The organism is Acidovorax sp. GW823-FHT02H02 (assembly GCF_058797075.1).
Genome location: NZ_JBXAJH010000010.1, coordinates 145,719 through 167,803 on the forward strand (window position 1 = coordinate 145,719; position 22,085 = coordinate 167,803).

The following is a 22,085-nucleotide window of genomic DNA, read 5'->3' on the forward strand; positions in this document are numbered from 1 at the left end:
AGCGCACCGCCCGCGACTGCCGCCCCAATGCCTGAGTTGACGCAGATTCCGCGGAAAGTTTGCGCTTGCTCACCGTGTGACCTCCGGCGCCAGGCGCTGGTTCCGGGCGACCGCCAAGCTCCAGCCCGCGCTGCCCACGGCCCCGATCTGGAGGGGACGTGGCAATTGCGTCATGTCCAGCCGAAACCGGAAATGGACGGTGTGCACAGCATCTGCATCGATTTCGCCATCCTCCGCAATCTTCCAGCGCGAAATCCGCTGCATGGCCGACACGGCATCGCGCAGATCGTCAAAATTCTGGCCCAGCGCCACCCCCAGCCCGGTGTTCGAAAACGGCACGGGCGACGTGCTCAGACGCCAGCGCCGGGTCAGGGGCTGATAGTTCAGGCGCAGATGGCGGGTGACGGTGGCCACCTGGCGGTCTGACCAGTACCAGCGCTCCCGCAGCACCTGGGCTTCGACCACAAAGAACATGGGAATGCCCTTGTAGAGGGCGTCTTCGGCCAGCTCGGGCAGTGCCAACTGCAAGCTGGCGCTGAGGTAGACACCATCGTCCGCGCGCTCCAGACGCAGATCGGTCACTTCGCTCGCATGCGATTGCGCCTGTACCTGCAGCGGCCAGGCCAGCACGCACAGCCAGGCGAACACCCAACAGAAGATCGAGCGGACCATGCGGCGCTCACCCGGGGGCTTTATGCAACAGTGCGTAAAAAAATCCGTCGTGCTCACCCGCTGCATTGTCCGGGACTGTTCCGCGATTGTTTCCATTGCCAGGAATTAAATGCCCTGGGGATGGCAGCAACCGGGCATCGGTGTTGTGCGCAAGAAACGTTTGGACCTGCGCATCGCCTTCGGCGCGGAACACCGAACAGGTGCAGTACAGCAGGCGCCCGCCCGGTTTCACCAGCGGCCACAGGGCCGCCAGCAGGCGTGCCTGCTGGGCCGCGAGCTGGGCAATATCGGTTTCGCGGCGCAGCCAGCGCACATCCGGGTGGCGGCGGACGATGCCCGATGCCGTGCACGGGGCATCCAGCAAGATCGCATCGAACAAGGCACCGGCGCAGTGCTGCCGCCACCAGTCCTGCGGCTGCGCCGCATCGGCCACCAGCACCTGCGCGCGCAGGCCCAGGCGATCCAGGGTTTCGTGGATGCGTGCGCTGCGCACGGCATCCACCTCCAGCGCGGTCACCTGGATGGGACTGGCTGCGCCCGCGTATTCCAGCAGGTGGGCGGTCTTGCCTCCCGGCGCGGCGCAGGCATCCAGCACCCGCAAGGGCTGCGTGAGGTCCAGCCCTTGCAGCAGCAACGGTGCTGCCTGCTGCGCAGCGGCATCCTGCACCGAAACCATTCCCTGGGCGAATCCCGGCAAGTCCGCCACCGGCAGGGGCTGCTGCAAGATCAGCCCATATTCACCGACCGCGAATGACTCAATATTCATAGCAGCTAGCGCTTTCTGGTATTGCGCTACCGTGCTTTTCCCTCCATTCACCCGCAAGACCATGGGTGCGTGGGCGTTGTTGGCCTGCAGGATCTGCTGCCATTGCGCCGGGTGGTCTTTCTGCAGCTTTTTCACCCACCACAGCGGGTGGTTCCAGCGCGCCACAGGGTCGGCATCGGTCGCGGCGACCAGGGTTTCGCGCTCCCGCAGAAAGCGGCGCAGGCAGGCATTGATGAAAGAGGCCTGCGCACGGGTGGCCATGCTGCGTTTGGCCGCTTCCACGGCCTGGTTGACCAGGGTGAAGGGTTCGTAAGGCGCCTCGTCGGCCCGCCACGACAGTGCCAAAGCCGTGCACAGCAACGCATCGGCAGCGGGAGGCGGCGTGCGGGACACCAGCTGACGCCGCAGTGCCTGTGCCCGGCCCAGCGTGCGCAACACCTGAAAAAGCAGCGCCTGCACCCCCGGCCGCAAGCCAGCATCCACGGTGGCCATCGCCGCCGTGCCCGATTGGCCGGCACAAATGGCCTGCAACGCCGTGGCGACGCCCGCGAGTTGCTCCCACAGCGCAACCCCGGACGCTCCATGGGAGTCGGTGCTGCGCCGTGGCGGCAAGGAATCGCGGCTTCCAGGTGCGGGCGCGGTGCGGGGTCTGCGGTGTGAACCGGTTGGTGTCATGAATGGCTTTCTCGCGCAATGGACAGCGCACGCGCTGGAGTGAACCCGAAGGCCCAGGCCAGCATCAGTGCAGGAAACTGCCCGAGTGCGGCGTTGTAATGGAGCACCGCATCATTGAAGATCTGTGCCGCCTGTTCGTTATGCTTGCGCAATTCGTCCCACCGGGCGCGCCAATGCGCCATCTTGCGGTTGGCATCTTCGGCATCGGCGCCAGGCTGCAGATTCAGCCACACTGCATCCAGAACCGCGCACGCGGCAGACAGCGCCGCCACGGGCTCCCCCTGCAACGGCCGCGCCCGTGCCACGGCCAAAGAGACTGTCAATTGTGTGGTGGCCCCTTGCAGGGTGCTGTGCGCTTCACGGTCCAGGGCCCCGGCGGTGACCTGAGCGGCGTCGAACTCACCCACCATGGCAAGCCATCGGACCAGGTGGGCGTCCAGACTGCCAAAGGCCTGCACCACCGCCGAGCGCAGACGCACCAGGCGGTTGTAAGCGCCGACGGCCCAGAAAAGAGCGATCGCGATGACTATCCAGCTGAGCGGCGATGACCACATGCGCTAACACCGGCACCGCATGCGGCATGCGGCCCGGTCCGTGAGAGTTCCAGAAAAAACGCTCCCGGCCCGTCAGGAGACAGGGCGGGAGCGCATCAGTGACGGCCCGGGGGCTTAGTCGGCAGCCGCGTCAGGAGCGGCACCTTCCGTCACGGAGGCTTCTGCCGAGGCCTCCATTTCGGCGGCTTCCGCTTCGGCAATGGCGCGGCGCTCGGCGTCGTCCATGGCGTCCTTGGCCTTGCGTGCCTGGTGGTAGGCCATACCGGTACCGGCAGGAATCAGGCGACCCACGATGACGTTCTCCTTCAAGCCGCGCAGCTCGTCGCGCTTGCCCATGATGGCAGCCTCGGTGAGCACGCGGGTGGTTTCCTGGAAGGAAGCGGCCGAGATGAACGAATCGGTCGACAGCGAGGCCTTCGTGATACCCAGGAGCAGGTTGCTGTAGGTCGCGGGGATCTTGCCCGCTGCCTGCAGCGCATCGTTGGTGTTGAGGATCTCGGAGCGCTCGACCTGCTCGCCACCGATGTAGCTGGACTCGCCGATGTTCTCGACCACCACGCGGCGCAGCATCTGGCGAACGATCACCTCGATGTGCTTGTCGTTGATCTTCACACCCTGCAAGCGGTACACGTCCTGCACTTCATCGACGATGTAGCGCGACAGCTCTTCGATGCCCAGCAGGCGCAGAATGTCCTGCGGGTCGGCCGGGCCGTCCACGATGGACTCGCCCTTGTTGACCACCTGGCCTTCGTGCACCAGGATGTTCTTTTCCTTGGGCACGAGTTCCTCGAAAACGTGGCCTTCAGGGTCGGTGATCTGCAGGCGCACCTTGCCCTTGGTTTCCTTGCCGAACGACACGGTACCGGTCATCTCGGCCAGCGTGCCCTTGTCCTTGGGCGTACGGGCTTCGAACAGCTCGGCCACGCGGGGCAGACCGCCGGTAATGTCGCGGGTCTTCTGGCCTTCGACCGGGATACGGGCCAGCACTTCGCCGGGGCCCACGTCCTGGCCATCGCGCACCTGGATCAGGGCGCCGACCTGGAAGCCGATGGTCACCGAGTGGTCGGTGCCAGGGATCTTCACTTCGTTGCCCTGGGCATCGATCAGCTTCACCTGCGGGCGCACGACCTTGGCGGCACCACGGCGCTTCGGATCGATCACCACCAGCGTGGACAGGCCGGTCACTTCGTCGACCTGCTTGGCCACCGTGAGGCCTTCCTCGACGTTCTCGAACTTCACCTGGCCCGCAAACTCGGTAATGATCGGGCGCGTCAGCGGATCCCAGTTGGCGAGGATGGTGCCAGCCTTGATGGTCTGGTCGGCCTTCACCGTCAGCGTGGCGCCGTAGGGCACCTTGTGGCGCTCGCGCTCACGGCCATGCTCGTCCTGGATGACGATTTCACCCGAACGCGCAATCACCACCAGCTCGCCCTTGGTGTTGCTCACGTAGCGCATCGTGGCGTTGAAGCCGATCACGCCGTTGGACTTGGCCTCCACGCTCGACGCGATGGCGGCGCGCGAAGCGGCACCACCGATGTGGAACGTGCGCATGGTCAGCTGCGTGCCGGGTTCGCCGATGGACTGGGCAGCGATCACACCCACGGCTTCGCCGAGGTTGATCAGGCCGCCACGGCCCAGGTCGCGGCCATAGCACTTGGCGCACAGGCCGTAGCGGGTTTCGCAGGTCAGCGCGGTGCGCACCTTGACTTCGTCCACGCCAGCGGCTTCGATTTCCTCGATGAGGTCTTCTTCCAGCATCACGCCGGCAGGCACCAGCACGGCACGCGTTTCGGGGTGCAGCACGTCCTCGGCAGCGGTGCGGCCCAGGATACGTTCGCGCAGCGATTCGATCACTTCACCGCCTTCGACGATGGCGCGCATCAGCGAACCATTGGCCGTGCCGCAATCCTCTTCGGTCACGACCAGGTCCTGCGTCACGTCCACCAGACGGCGGGTCAGGTAACCCGAGTTGGCGGTCTTCAGCGCCGTGTCGGCCAGGCCCTTGCGGGCGCCGTGGGTGGAGATGAAGTACTCCAGCACGTTCAGACCTTCGCGGAAGTTCGCGGTGATGGGCGTTTCGATGATCGAGCCGTCTGGCTTGGCCATCAGACCTCGCATACCGGCCACCTGGCGGATCTGGGCGGCAGAGCCGCGGGCACCGGAGTCGGCCATCATGTAGATGGAGTTGAAGGACTCCTGGTCCACTTCCTTGCCGTGGCGGTCCATGACCTTCTGCTTGGACAGCTGGGCCATCATCACCTTGGACACTTCGTCGCCGGCCTTGCCCCAGATGTCCACCACCTTGTTGTAGCGCTCGCCGGAGGTAACCAGACCGGACACATACTGCTGTTCGATCTCTTTGACTTCCTTCTCGGAGCGCTCGATGATGCCGGCCTTTTGCGGCGGCACCAGCATGTCGTCGATGGCGATCGAGATACCGGCGCGGGTGGCCAGGCGGAAGCCGTTTTGCAGCAGCTTGTCGGCAAACACCACCGTCTCCTTCAGACCGCATTTGCGGAAGGACACGTTGATGAGCTTGGAGATCTCCTTCTTCTTCAGCGCCTTGTTCATGTGCGAGAACGGCAGGCCCTTGGGAAGGATTTCGGACAGCAGCGCACGGCCGGCCGTGGTTTCCACCAGCGAGGTGGAAGGCACGAACTCGCCGGTTTCCTTGTTCTTGGTCCACTCGGTCATGCGCACCGTGATCCTGGCGGCCAGTTCGACCTGGCCGGCGTCCAGCGCGCGCTGCACTTCGCCGGTATCGGCGAACACCAGACCTTCGCCCTTGCCGTTGATGCGGTCGCGGGTGGCGTAGTACAGGCCCAGCACCACGTCCTGCGAAGGCACGATGGAGGGTTCGCCCGAGGCGGGGAACAGCACATTGTTGGAGGCCAGCATCAGCGTGCGGGCTTCCATCTGCGCTTCCACCGACAGCGGCACGTGGACAGCCATCTGGTCACCGTCGAAGTCGGCGTTGAAGGCCGCGCAAACGAGGGGATGCAGCTGAATGGCCTTGCCTTCGATCAGGATGGGCTCGAAGGCCTGGATACCCAGACGGTGCAGCGTAGGCGCCCGGTTGAGCATCACGGGGTGTTCCTTGATGACCTCTTCCAGGATGTCCCACACCACGGGGGTGCCGGATTCGACTTCCTTCTTGGCGGCCTTGATCGTCGTCGCGATGCCCATGGCTTCGAGGCGCGAGAAGATGAAGGGCTTGAACAGTTCCAGCGCCATCAGCTTGGGCAGGCCGCACTGGTGCAGCTTGAGCGTGGGGCCCACGGTGATCACGGAACGGCCCGAGTAGTCGACGCGCTTGCCCAGCAGGTTCTGGCGGAAGCGGCCCGACTTGCCCTTGATCATGTCGGCCAGCGACTTCAGGGCACGCTTGTTGGCGCCCGTCATGGCCTTGCCACGGCGGCCGTTGTCCAGCAGTGAATCGACGGCTTCCTGCAGCATCCGCTTTTCGTTGCGCGCGATGATCTCGGGAGCCTTGAGCTCCAGCAGGCGGCGCAGGCGGCTGTTACGGTTAATGACGCGGCGGTACAGGTCGTTCAGGTCCGACGTGGCGAAGCGGCCGCCGTCCAGGGGCACCAGCGGACGCAGGTCCGGAGGCAGCACGGGCAGCACTTCCAGCACCATCCACTCGGGCTTGATGCCGGACTTCTTGAAGGCTTCCAGCACCTTCAGGCGCTTGGCGTTCTTCTTGACCTTGACTTCAGAGCCGGTCAGGTCGCCGCGCAGCTTCTCGATCGACAGGTCGATGTCGATGGATTCGAGCAGGTCCTTGATGCCTTCTGCGCCCATCTTGGCGATGAACTCGTCACCGTATTCCTTGCGCTTGGCGTCGTAGTCGTCCTCGGACATGATGCTGAACTTCTTCAGCGGGGTCATGCCGGGGTCGGTCACCACATAGGCTTCGAAGTACAGCACGCGTTCGATGTCGCGCAGCGTCATGTCGAGCACCAGGCCCAGACGCGATGGCAGCGACTTCAGGAACCAGATGTGGGCGCAGGGCGCGGCGAGGTCGATGTGACCCATGCGCTCGCGGCGCACCTTGGTCTGGGTGACTTCAACGCCGCACTTCTCGCAGATCACGCCGCGGTGCTTGAGGCGCTTGTACTTGCCGCACAGGCATTCGTAGTCCTTGATGGGACCAAAAATCTTGGCACAGAACAGGCCGTCGCGCTCGGGCTTGAACGTGCGGTAGTTGATGGTTTCGGGCTTCTTCACTTCGCCGAAAGACCACGAACGGATCTTTTCGGGCGAAGCCATGCCGATGCGGATGGCATCGAAATGCTCGTCCGGCGTGAATTGCTTGAACAGGTCGAGTAGCGATTTCATGTGACTCTTTCCTTTTTAATCTGTTGAGGACAGAGCGGCGCGGCGCGCCGGTCTATCCCGCAAGGCTTCACGAACGTTCCAGCTCGATGTCCAGGCCCAGCGAACGGATTTCCTTGACCAGCACGTTGAACGATTCCGGCATACCGGCTTCGATGGCGTGTTCGCCCTTGACGATGGATTCGTACACCTTGGTACGGCCCACCACGTCGTCGGACTTCACGGTCAGCATTTCCTGCAGCACGTAGGCGGCGCCGTAGGCTTCCAGCGCCCACACTTCCATTTCACCGAAACGCTGGCCACCGAACTGGGCCTTGCCGCCCAGCGGCTGCTGCGTGACGAGCGAGTAAGGACCGGTCGAGCGAGCGTGCATCTTGTCGTCCACCAGGTGGTGCAGCTTCAGGTAGTGCATGTAGCCGATGGTGGTCGGACGCTCGAAGCGCTCGCCCGTGCGGCCATCAAACAGGTAAGCCTGCGTGCGGGTCGGTGTCAGGCCCTTGCGCTCCGCGATGTCGTCCGGGTAGGCGATCTTGAGCATGTCCTTGATTTCTTCTTCCGAAGCACCATCGAACACTGGGGTGGCGTAAGGCACGCCGCTCGTCAGGTTCTCCGCCATGGCCATCAGGTCGTCGTCGCTCAGTTGCGACAGGTCTTCCTTGCGGCCGCGCGAGTTGTACACCTCTTCGAGGAAGGTACGCAGCTCGGACGCCTTGGCCTGCTCCTGGAGCATGTTGCCAATGCGCTGACCAATGCCCTTGCCGGCCCAGCCCAGGTGGACTTCCAGCACCTGACCGATGTTCATCCGCGAGGGCACGCCCAGCGGGTTCAGAACGATGTCGGCAGGGGTACCGTCGGCCATGTAAGGCATGTCTTCGACCGGAACGATCTTGGACACCACACCCTTGTTACCGTGGCGGCCGGCCATCTTGTCACCAGGCTGCAGGCGGCGCTTGACGGCCAGGTAGACCTTGACCATCTTGAGCACGCCAGCAGGCAGCTCGTCGCCTTGCGTGAGCTTCTTGCGCTTTTCTTCAAAAGCCAGGTCGAAACTGTGGCGGGTTTGCTCCAGCGCGTTCTTGATGGATTCGAGCTGGGTGGCGACTTCGTCTTCCGCGGGGCGGATGTCGAACCAGTGGAACTTCTCGACGGAAGCCAGGTAAGCCTTGTCGATCTTCGTGCCCTTGGCCAGCTTCTGCGGGCCGCCGTTGGCCACGCGGCCGGTCAGCAGCTTTTCGATACGGTCGAACGCGTCGGCCTCCACGATGCGCAGCTGGTCGTTCAGGTCCAGGCGGAAGCGCTTGAGTTCATCGTCGATGATTTGCTGGGCGCGCTTGTCACGCTGGATGCCTTCACGGGTGAACACCTGCACGTCGATCACGGTGCCCGACGAGCCCTGGTCCACGCGCAGCGAGGTGTCCTTCACGTCGGAAGCCTTCTCGCCGAAGATGGCGCGCAAGAGCTTCTCTTCGGGCGTGAGCGTGGTTTCGCCCTTGGGCGTGACCTTGCCGACCAGCGTATCGCCGGGCTGCACTTCGGCGCCCACGTAGATGATGCCGGACTCGTCCAGGCGGTTGAGCTGCTGCTCCGACAGGTTCGGGATGTCGCGCGTGATTTCTTCGGCGCCCAGCTTGGTGTCGCGGGCCATCACCACCAGCTCCTCGATGTGGATCGAGGTGTAGCGGTCTTCCGCCACCACGCGCTCGGAGATCAGGATCGAGTCTTCGAAGTTGTAACCGTTCCAGGGCATGAAGGCGATCAGCATGTTCTGGCCGATGGCGATTTCGCCAAAGTCCGTCGATGCGCCGTCGGCCACCACGTCGCCCTTGACCAGTTTGTCGCCCTTCTTCACGATGGGGCGCTGGTGGATGTTGGTGTTCTGGTTGGAACGTTGGTACTTGATGAGGTTGTAGATGTCCACACCCACTTCACCGGCCACGGCTTCTTCGTCGTTCACACGCACCACGATGCGGGTCGCATCGACGTAGTCCACGATACCGCCACGGGTGGCAGTGACCACGGTACCCGAATCCACAGCAGCCACACGCTCGATACCCGTGCCCACCAGGGGCTTCTCGGGACGCAGCACAGGCACGGCCTGGCGCGACATGTTGGCGCCCATCAACGCGCGGTTCGCGTCGTCGTGCTCCAGGAACGGAACCAGCGAGGCGGCCACCGAGACGATCTGCGCGGGCGACACGTCCATGTACTGCACGCGGTCGGCACCGCACAGGATGGATTCACCCTTTTCACGGGCGGAGACCAAGTCCCCTGTCAGGCGGCCGTCCTTGTCGAGCTGCGCATTGGCCTGCGCGATCACGTACTTGCCTTCTTCGATGGCCGAGAGGTAGTCGATCTCGTTCGTCACCTTGCCATCCACCACGCGGCGGTACGGCGTTTCGATGAAACCGTACTCGTTCAGGCGGGCGTACAGGGCCAGCGAGTTGATCAGACCGATGTTCGGGCCTTCAGGCGTTTCAATAGGGCAGACGCGGCCGTAGTGGGTCACGTGCACGTCGCGCACTTCGAAGCCTGCGCGTTCGCGGGTCAGACCGCCCGGACCGAGGGCCGACACACGGCGCTTGTGCGTGATTTCCGCCAGCGGGTTGGTCTGGTCCATGAATTGGGACAGCTGCGAGGCACCGAAGAACTCTTTCAACGCAGCCGAGATCGGCTTGCTGTTGATCAGGTCGTGGGGCATCAGCGGCTCTTGCTCGGCCTGGCCCAGACGCTCCTTCACGGCCTTCTCGATACGGGCCAGACCGGTGCGGTACTGGTTTTCGGCCAGTTCGCCTACGCAGCGCACACGGCGGTTGCCCAGGTGGTCGATGTCATCGACTTCGCCGTTGCCGTTGCGCAGGTCCACCAGGATCTTGACCACGGCCAGGATGTCTTCGTTGGACAACACCATGGGGCCGGTGGATTCGTCACGGCCGATCTTGGCGTTGAACTTCATGCGGCCCACGCGCGACAGGTCGTACGTGTCGGGGTTGTAGAACAGGCGCTGGAACAGGGCCTGCACCGCGTCTTCCGTTGGCGGCTCGCCGGGGCGCATCATGCGGTAGATGGCCACGCGCGCAGCGAACTCGTCCACCGTTTCATCGATGCGCAGGGTGTGCGACATGTACGCACCCTGGTCGAGTTCATTGGTGTAGATGCACTGCACGTCCTGCACGCCAGCGCTGCGCAGCTTCTTGAGCAGTGCTTCGGTCAGCTCGTCGTTGGCCTTGGCAATGATTTCACCCGTGTCGGTATCCACGATGTTGCGGGCGACCACGCGGCCGATCAGGAAGTCTTCGGGCACGCTGATGTGCGTGGTGCCGGACTGCTCCAGTTCGCGGGTGTGGCGGGCCGTGACGCGCTTGTCCTTGGCCACCACCACCTTGCCGGACTTGTCGGTGATGTCGAAGCGTGCGACTTCGCCGCGCAGGCGCTCGGAGACGAACTCCATCTGCGCACCGCTGTCCATCAGACGGAAGTTGTCGTTGACGAAGAAGTTCGCCAGGATGGACTCGGGGTTCAGGCCGATGGCCTTGAGCAGGATCGTGACCGGCATCTTGCGGCGACGGTCCACGCGGAAGTACAGAATGTCCTTTGGATCAAACTCGAAATCCAGCCAGGAGCCACGGTAGGGAATGATGCGCGCGGAGAACAGCAGCTTGCCCGAGCTGTGGGTCTTGCCCTTGTCGTGCTCGAAGAACACGCCGGGTGAACGGTGCAGCTGCGACACGATCACGCGCTCGGTACCGTTGATGATGAACGAGCCCTTGTCGGTCATGAGCGGCACTTCGCCCATGTAGACCTCTTGCTCCTTCACCTCCTTGACCACCTTGGACTGCGAAGTCGAGGACTCGCGGTCATAAATGATCAGCTGCACCTTGGCGCGCACGGCCGAGGCGAAGGTCAGCCCCCGGGTCTGGCATTCGCGCACGTCGAAAGCCGGCTTGGCCAGGTTGTACTCGATGAACTTCATCTCCACAAAGCCGTTGTGGGAGACGATGGGGAAGGCAGCGTCGAATGCAGCCTGAAGGCCTTCGATGGTTCTTTTCTGGGGTGCTTTATCAGCCTGCAGGAAAGCGGTGTACGCATCCTTCTGCATCTGCAGCAGGTAAGGAACTTCGAGCACGCTGTCGCGGGTGCCGAAACTTTTGCGAATTCGCTTGCGTTCGGTGTAGGAATAGGCCATGAGATCTCCGGGCAAAGACATGAGTCCTGGGTCTTCGACGACTGACCCGCAAGGAGATGTGTCCTCACGGGCTTGGCGGTTGGCCACTACCAACCATGGCGGACGGTGATGCATTGCACATCACCCGAACCAAGGCGTCTTCTGCTGTCGGGGTTGTCAGAAGACACTCGAAAGCCCCTTTTCAGGAGGTCGCTTTCGGGTGCTTTCTGAAGCACCAAAGGCTGGAGGCCCTCTGAGGAACACTCCAGCCCTTGAGCAAGATCGAATTACTTGAGTTCGGCCTTGGCGCCGGCTTCCACCAGCTTCTTGACGGCTGCTTCGGCGTCGGCCTTGGCAATGCCTTCCTTGACGTTCTTGGGAGCGCCGTCCACCAGGTCCTTGGCTTCCTTGAGGCCCAGGCCGGTGATTTCGCGCACTGCCTTGATGACGGACACCTTGTTGGCGCCAGCTTCGGTCAGCACCACATTGAATTCCGTCTTTTCTTCGGCAGCAGCAGCGCCAGCGCCACCACCAGCGGCAGCAGGAGCAGCCATGGCTGCAGCGCTCACGCCAAACTTCTCTTCAATGGCCTTCACCAGGTCATTGAGTTCCAGAACCGTCATGCTGTCCAGCGCGGTCAAAAATGCGTCTTTATCGAATGCCATTTTGATTTCCTAACAATTTTGTTGGTTAACTGCCCGGCCATCAAGCCGCGACAGGTTCGGCGGCCGGTGCGGCAGCGCCTTCGCCTTTTTTCGCCGCCAGTGCGCCCAGCACAACGGCCGTACGCGACATGGGGGACATAAGCAAGCCACAAATCTGGGCCAACAGAACTTCCTTGGAGGGAATGTTGGCCAGTTGCTTAACGCCGTTGACATCCAGGGCTTTGCCACCGAAAGCGCCACCGCGAATCACCAACTTGTCGTTGGTTTTCGCGAAATCGGCCACCACCTTGGCGGCGGCCACAGCGTCTTCGGAGAAGCCATAGATCAGCGGACCGGTCATCTGGTCTGCCACCACGTCAAATGCGCTGCCAGCCACAGCACGGCGAGCCAGGGTGTTCTTCAGAACACTCAGGGTCACGCCCTTGCTGCGGGCATCAACACGCAGTTTGGTCATGTCGGCGACCGTGATGCCACGGTATTCCGCGATCACAAGCGTTTGAGCTTTTGCGGCGAGGCTGGTCACTTCACTGATGACCGCTTCTTTCTCACTGCGATTAAGACTCAAGGTCTACTCCTTAAAATGCGCAATCGGCACAGGCCTCATGCGCGCTCTTGTTGCAGCGACCAACTGTGTTCAGGAAAACATTCCATCTGCAGCGGGATCGCCATCTGCGTTGGCCCCCAGGGGTTTAAGTGCGAATATCCTGCACACCAACGGTCTTGGATGGCCTGAAAACGCCAGAGCGCTTTCAGCCCACCACATCAGGCCTTCTGACGGGCCTGAAGATTTTTTTGCAATTACGCTGCGATGGACTGGGTATCCACGCGGACGCCCAGGCCCATCGTCGACGAAACAGCAACCTTGCGCAGATACAGGCCCTTGCTCGAAGCAGGCTTGGCCTTGTTCAACGCATCGATCAGTGCAGCCAGGTTGCCCTGCAGCTTGTCGTTGTCGAACGAGCGACGACCAATCGTGCCATGCACGATTCCAGCCTTGTCGACGCGGAATTGCACCTGGCCAGCCTTCGCATTCTTGACCGCCGTGGCGACATCCGGTGTCACCGTGCCCACCTTGGGATTAGGCATCAGGCCACGGGGACCCAGGATCTGCCCCAAAGTACCCACAACGCGCATGGCGTCAGGGGCAGCGATCACCACGTCGAAAGGCATGTCTCCAGCCTTTACCATGGCGGCCAGGTCGTCCATGCCGACCACGTCGGCGCCAGCGGCCTTGGCTTCCTCTGCCTTGGCACCTTGGGCAAACACGGCCACGCGAGTGGTTTTGCCGGTGCCGTTAGGCAGCACTACAGCGCCACGCACAACCTGATCGGACTTCTTTGCGTCAATGCCCAATTGCACGGCCACATCAATCGACTCGTCGAACTTGGCAGTTGCCGCATCCTTGACGATGGCGATGGCTTCTGCAAAAGCGTAGAGCTTGGTGCTGTCCACTTTGCCCTGCAGGGCCTTTTGTTTCTTTGTCAGCTTGGCCATTTACAAACCCTCCACCGTCACGCCCATGGAGCGCGCAGAGCCAGCCAGCGTGCGAACTGCAGCGTCCACATTGGCAGCATTCATGTCCTTCAACTTGGTCTTGGCAATTTCTTCGAGCTGTGCGCGAGTGATCTTGCCGACCTTGGTGCTCAGGGCGTTTGGCGAACCTTTTTCCAGCTTGATCGCCTTCTTGATCAAAACCGTCGCAGGCGGCGTCTTGATGATGAAGGTGAAGCTCTTGTCTGCAAAAGCCGTGATGACCACAGGCAGAGGCAGACCAGGCTCGACACCTTGGGTCTGCGCATTGAATGCCTTGCAGAACTCCATGATGTTGAGGCCGCGCTGACCGAGCGCAGGACCAATGGGTGGGGATGGATTGGCCTTACCAGCTGGCACTTGCAGCTTGATAAAACCGACGATTTTCTTCGCCATGCTTTACTCCTTGCGGGTGATAACGCCTGACTTGCTGAGGCAAGACAAGGCTCCCCGGGGTTAACGACTCACCAAATGCATTCACACCGAGTCGAAAAGTGTGATGCCCAAAACTCCATGGATCAGGTTTTTTCGACCTGCCCAAATTCCAGTTCCACAGGGGTGGAGCGACCGAAGATCATCACGGAAACGCGCACACGGCTCTTTTCGTAATTCACATCTTCCACCGATCCATTGAAATCCGTGAAAGGACCTTCCTTGACACGAACCAGCTCACCCACCATGAACTCAACCTTGTGCCGAGGCTTTTCGGTGCCCTCCTGCATCTGGCTGACGATCTTCTGCACCTCTTCTTCCGAGATGGGCGCAGGGCGATTCTTCGCCCCACCCACGAATCCGGTGACCTTGTTGGTGTGTTTGACCAGGTGCCAGGTATCGTCATCCATGACCATCTCGACGAACACATAACCAGGAAACAACCGGCGCTCTGTCGTTTTGCGCTGACCGTTCTTCATCTCGACCACTTCTTCAGTGGGAACCAGAATGCGGCCAAACTTGCCCTCCATGCCGGAGCGCGCAATGCGCTCAAGAATGTTGCGCTCGACCGCTTTTTCCATCCCCGAATAGGCATGGACGATGTACCACCGCAGATCAGGATTGGAAGACGCAGCACCAGAGGCATCGGCCCCAGCCAAATCCACAACGCTTGTCATGACTTCCTCCAGCCCAAAATCAGGTCATACAAAACCCACTCAAGGGTTTTGTCGGTAAACCACAAGAACAATGCCATGATGACGACAAAAGCAAACACGTAAGCAGTCATCTGCAGTGTTTCCTTGCGCGTCGGCCAGACCACCTTTTTGACTTCACGCCAAGCATCTCGTGCGAAGGCAACAAACTGACGTCCTGGTTCGGAAACCAGAAAGACAGCCGCTGCAACAACGAGGCCCAGCAGCAATGCAGCCCATTGCACGATCGGCCCCTGTTTGCCCAGCAAATAGAAACCCACCACAGAGGCAATCACCAACGCCACGACTGCAGCGAGCTTGGCCTTGTCCGCCCCCGTATTGACAGTTTCAACTTGTGTAGTGGCCATGTCTTAATTTTCCTGCTTCAATTTTCGGTATCGCCCAAGACACCGAAGCCCGCCAATGCTGGCGGGCTTGTTTTTGACCACATTCAAGTGGCAGGGGCAGTAGGAATCGAACCTACAACCTTCGGTTTTGGAGACCGACGCTCTGCCAATTGAGCTATACCCCTATGAACACGCTTTAAGCAATGATCTTGGCCACGACGCCAGCGCCCACGGTACGGCCGCCTTCACGGATAGCGAAGCGCAGGCCTTCTTCCATGGCGATGGGGTTGATCAGCTTGACGGTGATCGACACGTTGTCGCCAGGCATGACCATTTCCTTGTCGGCTGGCAGCTCGATGGCGCCGGTCACGTCGGTCGTGCGGAAGTAGAACTGAGGGCGGTAGTTGTTGAAGAAGGGGGTGTGGCGGCCGCCTTCGTCCTTGCTCAGCACATACACCTCAGCCGTGAAGTGGGTGTGGGGCTTGATCGAGCCGGGCTTGCACAGCACTTGGCCACGCTCCACGTCTTCGCGCTTGGTGCCGCGCAGCAGCAGGCCCACGTTGTCGCCAGCCTGGCCCTGGTCCAGCAGCTTGCGGAACATTTCCACGCCGGTGCAGGTGGTCTTGACGGTGTCCTTGATACCGACGATTTCGATTTCTTCGCCGACCTTGATGATGCCGCGCTCGATACGGCCGGTCACCACGGTGCCGCGGCCGGAGATGGAGAACACGTCTTCCACGGGCATCAGGAAGGCGCCGTCCACTGCGCGCTCGGGCGTGGGGATGTAGGTGTCCAGGGCTTCGGCCAGCTTCATGATGGCTTCTTCACCCAGCTTGCCCTTGTCGCCTTCCAGGGCGAGCTTGGCGGAACCGCGGATGATCGGGGTGTCGTCGCCAGGGAAGTTGTATTTGTCCAGGAGTTCGCGCACTTCCATTTCGACGAGTTCGAGCAGCTCTTCGTCGTCCACCATGTCGCACTTGTTCAGGAACACGATGATGTAAGGCACGCCCACCTGGCGGGCCAGCAGGATGTGTTCGCGGGTCTGGGGCATGGGGCCGTCAGCGGCCGAGCACACCAAAATGGCGCCGTCCATCTGGGCTGCGCCGGTGATCATGTTCTTCACATAGTCGGCGTGGCCGGGGCAGTCCACGTGGGCGTAGTGGCGTGCAGCCGTTTCGTATTCCACGTGGGCGGTATTGATCGTGATGCCGCGGGCCTTTTCTTCAGGTGCTGCGTCGATCTGGTCGTAGGCCTTGGCTTCGCCGCCAAACTTGGCCGACAGCACCGTGGCGATGGCCGCCGTCAGCGTCGTCTTGCCATGGTCCACGTGACCGATCGTGCCCACGTTGACGTGGGGCTTGGTGCGCTCGAATTTGCCTTTTGCCATTTTTCCGACTCCGAAAAAAATCTATGCCAACAAAACAGGATTTCGGCGCAACCGAATTCGGACGCACCAGAATTGGTGCCCATGGCGGGAATCGGACCCGCGACCTCTCCCTTACCAAGGGAGTGCTCTACCACTGAGCCACATGGGCCATTTGGAACCACCGAAGCAGCACCAAAGACTTTTTCAAACTCTACAAACCAGCCAACAGACAATGGAGCGGGAGACGGGAATCGAACCCGCGTCATTAGCTTGGAAGGCTAGGGTTCTACCATTGAACTACTCCCGCATCAGCAGCCTTCACCGCATCTGCGCTGCCCAGCACCTGCCAGGCACCACCGACATATCATCCAAAAACTGGTGGAGGGGACTGGATTCGAACCAGTGTAGGCGTAAGCCAACAGATTTACAGTCTGCCCCCTTTAGCCACTCGGGCACCCCTCCGAAGAATTTCGAATTATAGCACTGATTTTGGCTTCGCCGAGATACCTCGCAACAACCTGAAGCTTCGGAGAGCAGAAATTTGCTGCGCATCAGCTGCAATTTTTCCACTTCAACCATCGAAAATCGACGTAACCCATTGATTACAAAGACATCCGGCACACCCAAAACGGACATTCTAGCTGCGGATCTACGCCCAAATGACTCAAGTTGTCGCGCTTAGCTTGCAAAAACTGCCCCACATGCCTCCCGGAGTTGGGACTCTTGGCCTCTAGCGCCTTTTTCCTGCACGGATCTGCGCCAGGGAAATCGAGAGGCAGCATGTTGACAACAGCGCCTACAACGCCCTCAGCTGCCTCATCGACTCCAAGCATCCGACGACTCCAGGTGCGCTTCTATCCACCCGGTGCCGTGGTGGAGCCGAAGGGTTCAGCCGACATGGGCGAGGTGAACAAGAACATCACCCCGCCGGAGGAACAATGGCCTGGACAGCACGCAGCGGGAAATCCGCAATTGCTCCCAGGTTCGAGACACCAGCGTGGCGAACGTGATGGCGCAGCCAGCGCAGTGAATTGCTCAGGTGTTCCAGGAGCTTCGCCGACGCCAATACCCGTGCGAGTTGTTGTCCTCGCGTATGACCTCTGCCTTCACAGATTCAGGGTCAATCAAGATACCGTCACCCAGATCCACGGCGGCGATGTCGCAACAGGAGGCGATCAGATCGGACTCATCGGCGGAGCCACGGCCCAACAGGTCAGCATCTCGTGTGGCGCGGTGCAAGATGTAATACCGCAACACAAAGAACAGCACCCCCTTGGACAGAAAGCGATGCGCATGCTGTGATGTGCCGACGCGAGCCAGCAGACGTCCCATACCGAAGCGGTTGAGCAGCAGGTCGAGTCCTCCCCCATTGCTTGGCACGCGCCAAAAGCCGGGCCAGGATGGACGCCAGGAGGTTGCCAGTCATTGCATCACCAGGTAGGGCTGCATGACAGGTTCAATGCAATTGATCTTGGAAAAGTAGCTCAGCTCGGCCAACCGCGCCCTCCGTCGGGCATCCGCGGCACGCCGAAGCCAGCAGCCCTCACCGCCTGGCAACGATTTGCGCCAAGACAATCCGCGCCTCCTCGAGATTGCGCCGCTGGTTCTGGGCCATGGCCGGAAAATCTGACCCGAGAAGCACATGGAAGCCGAGCGGTGCGACGCCCTCTTTGCGGATCTTTTCGGCCAGCGCCACGAACCATGCCCGCGCGGCATCGGTTGTATCCAACCAGGACTCGATCTCGAACCCGGCGGCCTTGAGAAGGCTGCGCAGTTCGTCCGGCGTCGCGAGAAAGCTCGCTTCAGGGGTGCGCGCCCAAGGAACCGGGAAGAGCACGGGGCCGGATGGTCCGGCAAGAATGTCGTAGATCGCAAGCGTGCCCCCCGGCTTGAGGACGCGATACATCTCCTGGTACAGCCTCGGCTTGTCCGGAATATTCATCGCAGCGTGCTCCGTCCACACGATGTCAAATGAAGCATCCGGAAAGGGCAAACTCGTTGCGTCGCCGTGGCGATAGTCGACGAGTTCGCCCAGGCCAGTTCGGTCGGAAAGCATTGCCGCCGCGCTGCAGTACTCCTCTGTCAGGTCGATGCCGGTGACCCGGCAGCCGAATTCCCGAGCAAGGCAACGGGACGTCCCGCCAACGCCACTGCCCACATCGAGCACGCGTTTTGTAGCGTCGACCTTCGCAGCCCGAGCAAGTTCGAGCGTTGCAGTCCGACCGCGAATGTGGAATTCATCGATGGGCGCCAAGTCTTCCGGCGTGAGTCGATTCAAATTTTTGCCTGCCCTTTCGAGCGCAGCAAGGATGAGATCGCCCAGACCGGAGCGGGTGTAGTGGGCCTGGACGGATTCGCTGACTTGCGTTGGGGTTGCCATCATTCCCCCCCTTCGTTGTGGTGCCAAGGTTCCATCTTTCTAGCACGACCGTCGTTGCAGAGCAAGAAAGCCCTCTTCCCGTAGCGCAGCTGCGGCGATCGCTCGCAAACCATCGCCTGCCCTTGCTCGCTGCGCACAGCGTCAGCCTGCCCTCCATTCAAAAGCAGACACCCGCAGCCGACCCTGCTGCAACCCCTGCCAGCGCCATTGCCCATGATTGGCACCGCCAAAAGCGCTCTCTGGCGGCGGCCCGTTCATGGCCGTGCCGCCATTTCATGCACTTCACCGAAAGCAGCTCCCCAGCCGATTTGCCGCTCAAATCGCACGCCTGCTATGGGGGACGCCTATCGAACGCACACTCCCGGCCAAGTAAGCCGTTCACGGATGGCGGCTTACAGGTGTCCGGCCGGTGCATCAGGGACAGCAGCGGGAGGCCACTACCCAGCTGCCTGCACATCATTGCCCCCTTGCGAACAAGGCATTTCTTGAATGTAAAGATTTTGTAAAACGAGACTGATTTGCATTTACAATGCGCACGCTTCCACAGCGCAAGACAGGTAGTAGCCATTTGACGCCAGGATATGTACCTGGTCGAGATCCGCCATGCCGAACTAAACAAGCTTTATTCGACAAGGCATCCATGACATTCAGGTATTTGCCGCTGGTAGCGGCATTGGCACAGGCGTTTTCCGGCGGGGCAATGGCGCAACAGGCACCCGAGCCTACATTGAAGGAGGTTCAGATTCGCAGTGACCGCGAATTGGAACCGGCTTACAACCCACCTACGGCCACCAGCGCGACAAAGATCGAAGCGCCGTTGCGCGACATTCCGCAGACGGTGAACGTGGTGCCCCAGAGCCTGCTGCGCGACCAGGCCGCGCAGTCCATGCAGGATGCACTCAAGGTGGTTCCTGGTGTGGGCCTGTCCCATGGCGACGGCCAGCGTGATCAAGTCACGATCCGCGGGTTCTCTGCCATTGCCGACCAGTTCGTGGATGGTCTGCGTGACGATGCGTTGTACTTTCGCGATCTGTCCAACATCGAGCAGGTCGAGGTGCTCAAGGGGCCCGCGTCCGTGCTCTACGGACGGGGCTCTTCGGGCGGCCTGATCAACCGCATTACCAAAAAGCCGGGCATCAACCGGAGCGAAGTGGGAGTGACGCTGGGCAGCTGGAATCAGCGTCGCGGCGAGTTCGACCTGGCGCGCGCGCCGCAGGACAGTCGCTTTGCTTTCCGCATCACCGGTGCGCTGGAACGCGCCGATAGTTTCCGCGACCCGCAATTCCTGGATCGCGAAGCGCTGGCAGCCTCGTTGCTGTTCAAGGCCAGTGCGGACACCAGCGTGCTGCTGCAGATGGACCATCTGAAGGACAGCCGCATCACGGACTTCGGCATCCCGGCCTTGAACGGCCGGCCCGTCGATGTCCGACCTGGCGCTTACTATGGCGCCGCCAATGCGCGTGATGTGGACGTGAGTACGTCCAAGGTCGATTCGGTCGGCCTCACGCTGAATCACCGCTTCAACGACAGTTTGTCGCTGCGCAATGCCTTGCGCTATTACACCTACTCGCTGGATCGCAACAACACGCTGACGCGCAGTGTCAACGCGCGGGATCTCACGTTCACGCTCAACCATGGCAACGTTTACCGCGATGAGCACGGCTGGTTCAACCAGACCGAGCTGGCGCAGAAGACGCAACTCCTCGGCATGAAGCACCAGGTGTTGTACGGCGTTGAACTGGGACAGCAGAACAAGGACGTGGTGAACTTCTCGGCGCCTGTGACCGACGCCAACGGCAGGATCCGTAACTTCGCATTGTTCAACCCAGCGCTGCCGACACTGCCACTCAGCACTTCCCAGACGCCGGGTGCGAACAACCTCGGCACTTTCAAAACCCTGGCGTTCTACGCCCAAGACCTGGTGGAGCTCAGCGCGCAATGGAAGGCCCTTGCCGGCTTGCGCTACGACCGCTTCGAGCAGGAGACCTACGAGCGCATGCCTGGGAAATCGAATCTGGGCAGGACCGACACCTCATGGAGTCCCCGCATCGGTCTGGTCTACCAGCCTTCGACCACCTGGTCGTACTACGCCTCGTGGAGCAAGTCTTTCCAGCCATCGGGCGAGGCCTTCTCCCTGGCGGCCAACAATGCGCAGATCGCCCCCGAGAAAACGACCAACCAGGAGGTGGGGGTCAAATGGGATCTGCCGGACGGAAAATCCTCGTTGACGGCGTCGCTTTTCAAGCTGGAGCGCACCAATATCAAGAGCACCGATCCGGTGACCAACACCCTGGTGCCCCTGGGTGTGCAGCGTACCAATGGGCTTGAATTGACCTTTGCTGGCGAGGTTGCCCCCACTTGGCAGCTCTGGGCCGGCTATGCCTTCCTCGATGGTGAGATGACCACCTCGCCTGCCGTTGACGCCGGCCAGCCCGTGCAGGGCAAAAGGCCCACGCTGACCCCCCGGCACAGCGCCAACCTATGGGTCACCAAGGCGCTGGGCCATGGCTTCGGTCTGGGTGGCGGCCTGAACTATGCCGGCGCCCGGTTCGCCAACCCCGGCAACACGGTCACCTTGCCTGGCTACACCACGGTTGACGCCATGGCCTACTACCGCATGGGCTCCTGGGACATGCAGCTCAAGCTCAACAATCTGTTCGATCGCCGCTATATCGTGGCGGGCCATGGCAGTTCGCCTAACCTGAACCTGCCAGGTGCCCCGCGCTCGGCACAGGTTGTTGCACGCTACCGGTTCTGAGGCCAAGGCCATGCAGCAAGCCATTGACATCGCTTCACGCCAAGCACTGGAGGCCACGGCGAGGCCGCATCCCGCAAAGCCGCGCGGTGGGGGAGGCCACTTGTTCATGCCGGCGCGCTGGCATCGGCCCGCCGTGCTCAAGTGGCTGCGGCGCACGCATGCCTGGCTGGGAATGTGGGGCGGCGTCCTGGGCTTGCTGTTCGGCACCACTGGCCTGCTGCTTAACCACCGGGCCACGATGAAAATTCCTGGCCCGGCCTATGCCAACACGCAATGGCAGCTCAGTCTTGACCGGAAGCCCGAAAACATTGATGCACTGGTTCTTCACCTGCAGCATGAGTTGGGTATTGCCAAGCCACCGCATCAGAAAAAAGTGGCGCCGGCCGGGCCTACCCCCTGGCCTGGGGCGGTACAGCCTGAACATTGGGTGATTGCCTTCGCTACGCCCCGGGCCACGGTGAACGCCGAGTACTGGGTGGGCAACAACTCGGTGGCGGTCAAGCGCATGGACCCGAATCTGTTGGCACGGTTGAATCGGTTGCATATGGCCACGGGCGCTTCGGTGCCCTGGATCCTGCTGACCGATACGCTGGCCGGTGCCTTGATCGTACTGTCGCTGACGGGTGTGCTGTTGTGGACCAAGCTGCACGGCAGCCGGTTGCTTGCACTGGGCCTTGCGGGCACCAGCTTTGGCCTCTTGCTGCTTTTAGGGGTCTCGGCCTGAAGCTGCATGGCATGCCTGGATCGC

Annotated in this window: 16 protein-coding genes and 4 tRNA genes; 2 read left to right on the forward strand and 18 right to left on the reverse strand. The window is 61.4% G+C overall.

Features of this window, described 5'->3' with window-relative positions; genetic code table 11:
• Positions 1-69: 69 nt before the first annotated feature.
• The 18 genes from AC1RDS_RS12595 to AC1RDS_RS12680 form a co-directional block, all read right to left on the reverse strand.
• Entirely contained in the window at positions 70-672 is a 603-nt protein-coding gene (locus tag AC1RDS_RS12595; RefSeq protein WP_348682353.1) for a DUF4390 domain-containing protein, read from the reverse strand.
• A gap of 7 nt (positions 673-679) precedes the next feature.
• Positions 680-2,113 (reverse strand): 16S rRNA (cytosine(967)-C(5))-methyltransferase RsmB, encoded by a 1,434-nt coding sequence (rsmB, locus tag AC1RDS_RS12600; RefSeq protein ID WP_492227063.1) that lies wholly within the window; start codon positions 2,111-2,113, stop codon positions 680-682.
• On the reverse strand, positions 2,110-2,667 hold the full coding sequence (locus AC1RDS_RS12605) for a LemA family protein (RefSeq protein ID WP_492227064.1): 558 nt from the start codon (positions 2,665-2,667) through the stop codon (positions 2,110-2,112). Before AC1RDS_RS12605 ends, rsmB begins: the two co-directional genes overlap by 4 nt.
• Positions 2,668-2,781: 114 nt before the next feature.
• Complete coding sequence (gene rpoC / locus AC1RDS_RS12610; RefSeq protein WP_492227065.1) at positions 2,782-7,008, reverse strand: DNA-directed RNA polymerase subunit beta'; 4,227 nt, start codon at positions 7,006-7,008, stop codon at positions 2,782-2,784.
• Between the two features lie 67 nt (positions 7,009-7,075).
• Entirely contained in the window at positions 7,076-11,188 is a 4,113-nt protein-coding gene (gene rpoB, locus AC1RDS_RS12615) for a DNA-directed RNA polymerase subunit beta (RefSeq protein WP_092697428.1), read from the reverse strand.
• 266 nt (positions 11,189-11,454) lie between these two features.
• Positions 11,455-11,832, reverse strand: coding sequence for a 50S ribosomal protein L7/L12 (gene rplL / locus AC1RDS_RS12620; protein ID WP_008907085.1), 378 nt, complete (start codon positions 11,830-11,832; stop codon positions 11,455-11,457).
• 40 nt (positions 11,833-11,872) lie between these two features.
• The gene (gene rplJ / locus AC1RDS_RS12625) at positions 11,873-12,397 is read right to left on the reverse strand and encodes a 50S ribosomal protein L10 (protein WP_007850048.1); all 525 of its coding nucleotides are present in this window, start codon (positions 12,395-12,397) and stop codon (positions 11,873-11,875) included.
• A gap of 233 nt (positions 12,398-12,630) precedes the next feature.
• Complete coding sequence (gene rplA / locus AC1RDS_RS12630) at positions 12,631-13,326, reverse strand: 50S ribosomal protein L1 (protein ID WP_092697427.1); 696 nt, start codon at positions 13,324-13,326, stop codon at positions 12,631-12,633.
• Positions 13,327-13,758: a 50S ribosomal protein L11 gene (rplK, locus tag AC1RDS_RS12635; protein WP_092697426.1), complete on the reverse strand. Its 432-nt coding sequence runs from the start codon at positions 13,756-13,758 to the stop codon at positions 13,327-13,329.
• A 122-nt stretch (positions 13,759-13,880) separates the two neighbouring features.
• Positions 13,881-14,471 carry a transcription termination/antitermination protein NusG gene (gene nusG / locus AC1RDS_RS12640; RefSeq protein ID WP_026436686.1) on the reverse strand — a complete coding sequence of 197 codons (591 nt, stop codon included), beginning with the start codon at positions 14,469-14,471 and terminating at the stop codon, positions 13,881-13,883.
• Positions 14,468-14,854 carry a preprotein translocase subunit SecE gene (gene secE / locus AC1RDS_RS12645; protein ID WP_348682356.1) on the reverse strand — a complete coding sequence of 129 codons (387 nt, stop codon included), beginning with the start codon at positions 14,852-14,854 and terminating at the stop codon, positions 14,468-14,470. Before secE ends, nusG begins: the two co-directional genes overlap by 4 nt.
• 88 nt (positions 14,855-14,942) lie before the next feature.
• Positions 14,943-15,018, reverse strand: a tRNA-Trp gene (locus AC1RDS_RS12650).
• Between the two features lie 11 nt (positions 15,019-15,029).
• Entirely contained in the window at positions 15,030-16,220 is a 1,191-nt protein-coding gene (gene tuf / locus AC1RDS_RS12655; protein WP_303837647.1) for an elongation factor Tu, read from the reverse strand.
• A 73-nt stretch (positions 16,221-16,293) separates the two neighbouring features.
• A tRNA-Thr gene (locus tag AC1RDS_RS12660) sits at positions 16,294-16,368 on the reverse strand.
• Positions 16,369-16,432: 64 nt separating this feature from the next.
• A tRNA-Gly gene (locus AC1RDS_RS12665) sits at positions 16,433-16,506 on the reverse strand.
• Between the two features lie 69 nt (positions 16,507-16,575).
• Positions 16,576-16,661, reverse strand: a tRNA-Tyr gene (locus AC1RDS_RS12670).
• 573 nt (positions 16,662-17,234) lie between these two features.
• Entirely contained in the window at positions 17,235-17,531 is a 297-nt protein-coding gene (locus AC1RDS_RS12675; protein ID WP_092701617.1) for a nucleotidyl transferase AbiEii/AbiGii toxin family protein, read from the reverse strand.
• Between the two features lie 211 nt (positions 17,532-17,742).
• Positions 17,743-18,579: a class I SAM-dependent methyltransferase gene (locus tag AC1RDS_RS12680; protein WP_492227066.1), complete on the reverse strand. Its 837-nt coding sequence runs from the start codon at positions 18,577-18,579 to the stop codon at positions 17,743-17,745.
• Between the two features lie 640 nt (positions 18,580-19,219).
• Between AC1RDS_RS12680 and AC1RDS_RS12685 the strand changes: the two genes are divergently transcribed.
• Both AC1RDS_RS12685 and AC1RDS_RS12690 read left to right on the forward strand, forming a co-directional pair.
• Positions 19,220-21,337, forward strand: a complete 2,118-nt coding sequence (locus AC1RDS_RS12685; RefSeq protein ID WP_092701614.1) for a TonB-dependent receptor — start codon at positions 19,220-19,222, stop codon at positions 21,335-21,337.
• Positions 21,338-21,347: 10 nt separating this feature from the next.
• Positions 21,348-22,061 carry a PepSY-associated TM helix domain-containing protein gene (locus tag AC1RDS_RS12690; RefSeq protein WP_348682509.1) on the forward strand — a complete coding sequence of 238 codons (714 nt, stop codon included), beginning with the start codon at positions 21,348-21,350 and terminating at the stop codon, positions 22,059-22,061.
• Positions 22,062-22,085: the final 24 nt, after the last annotated feature.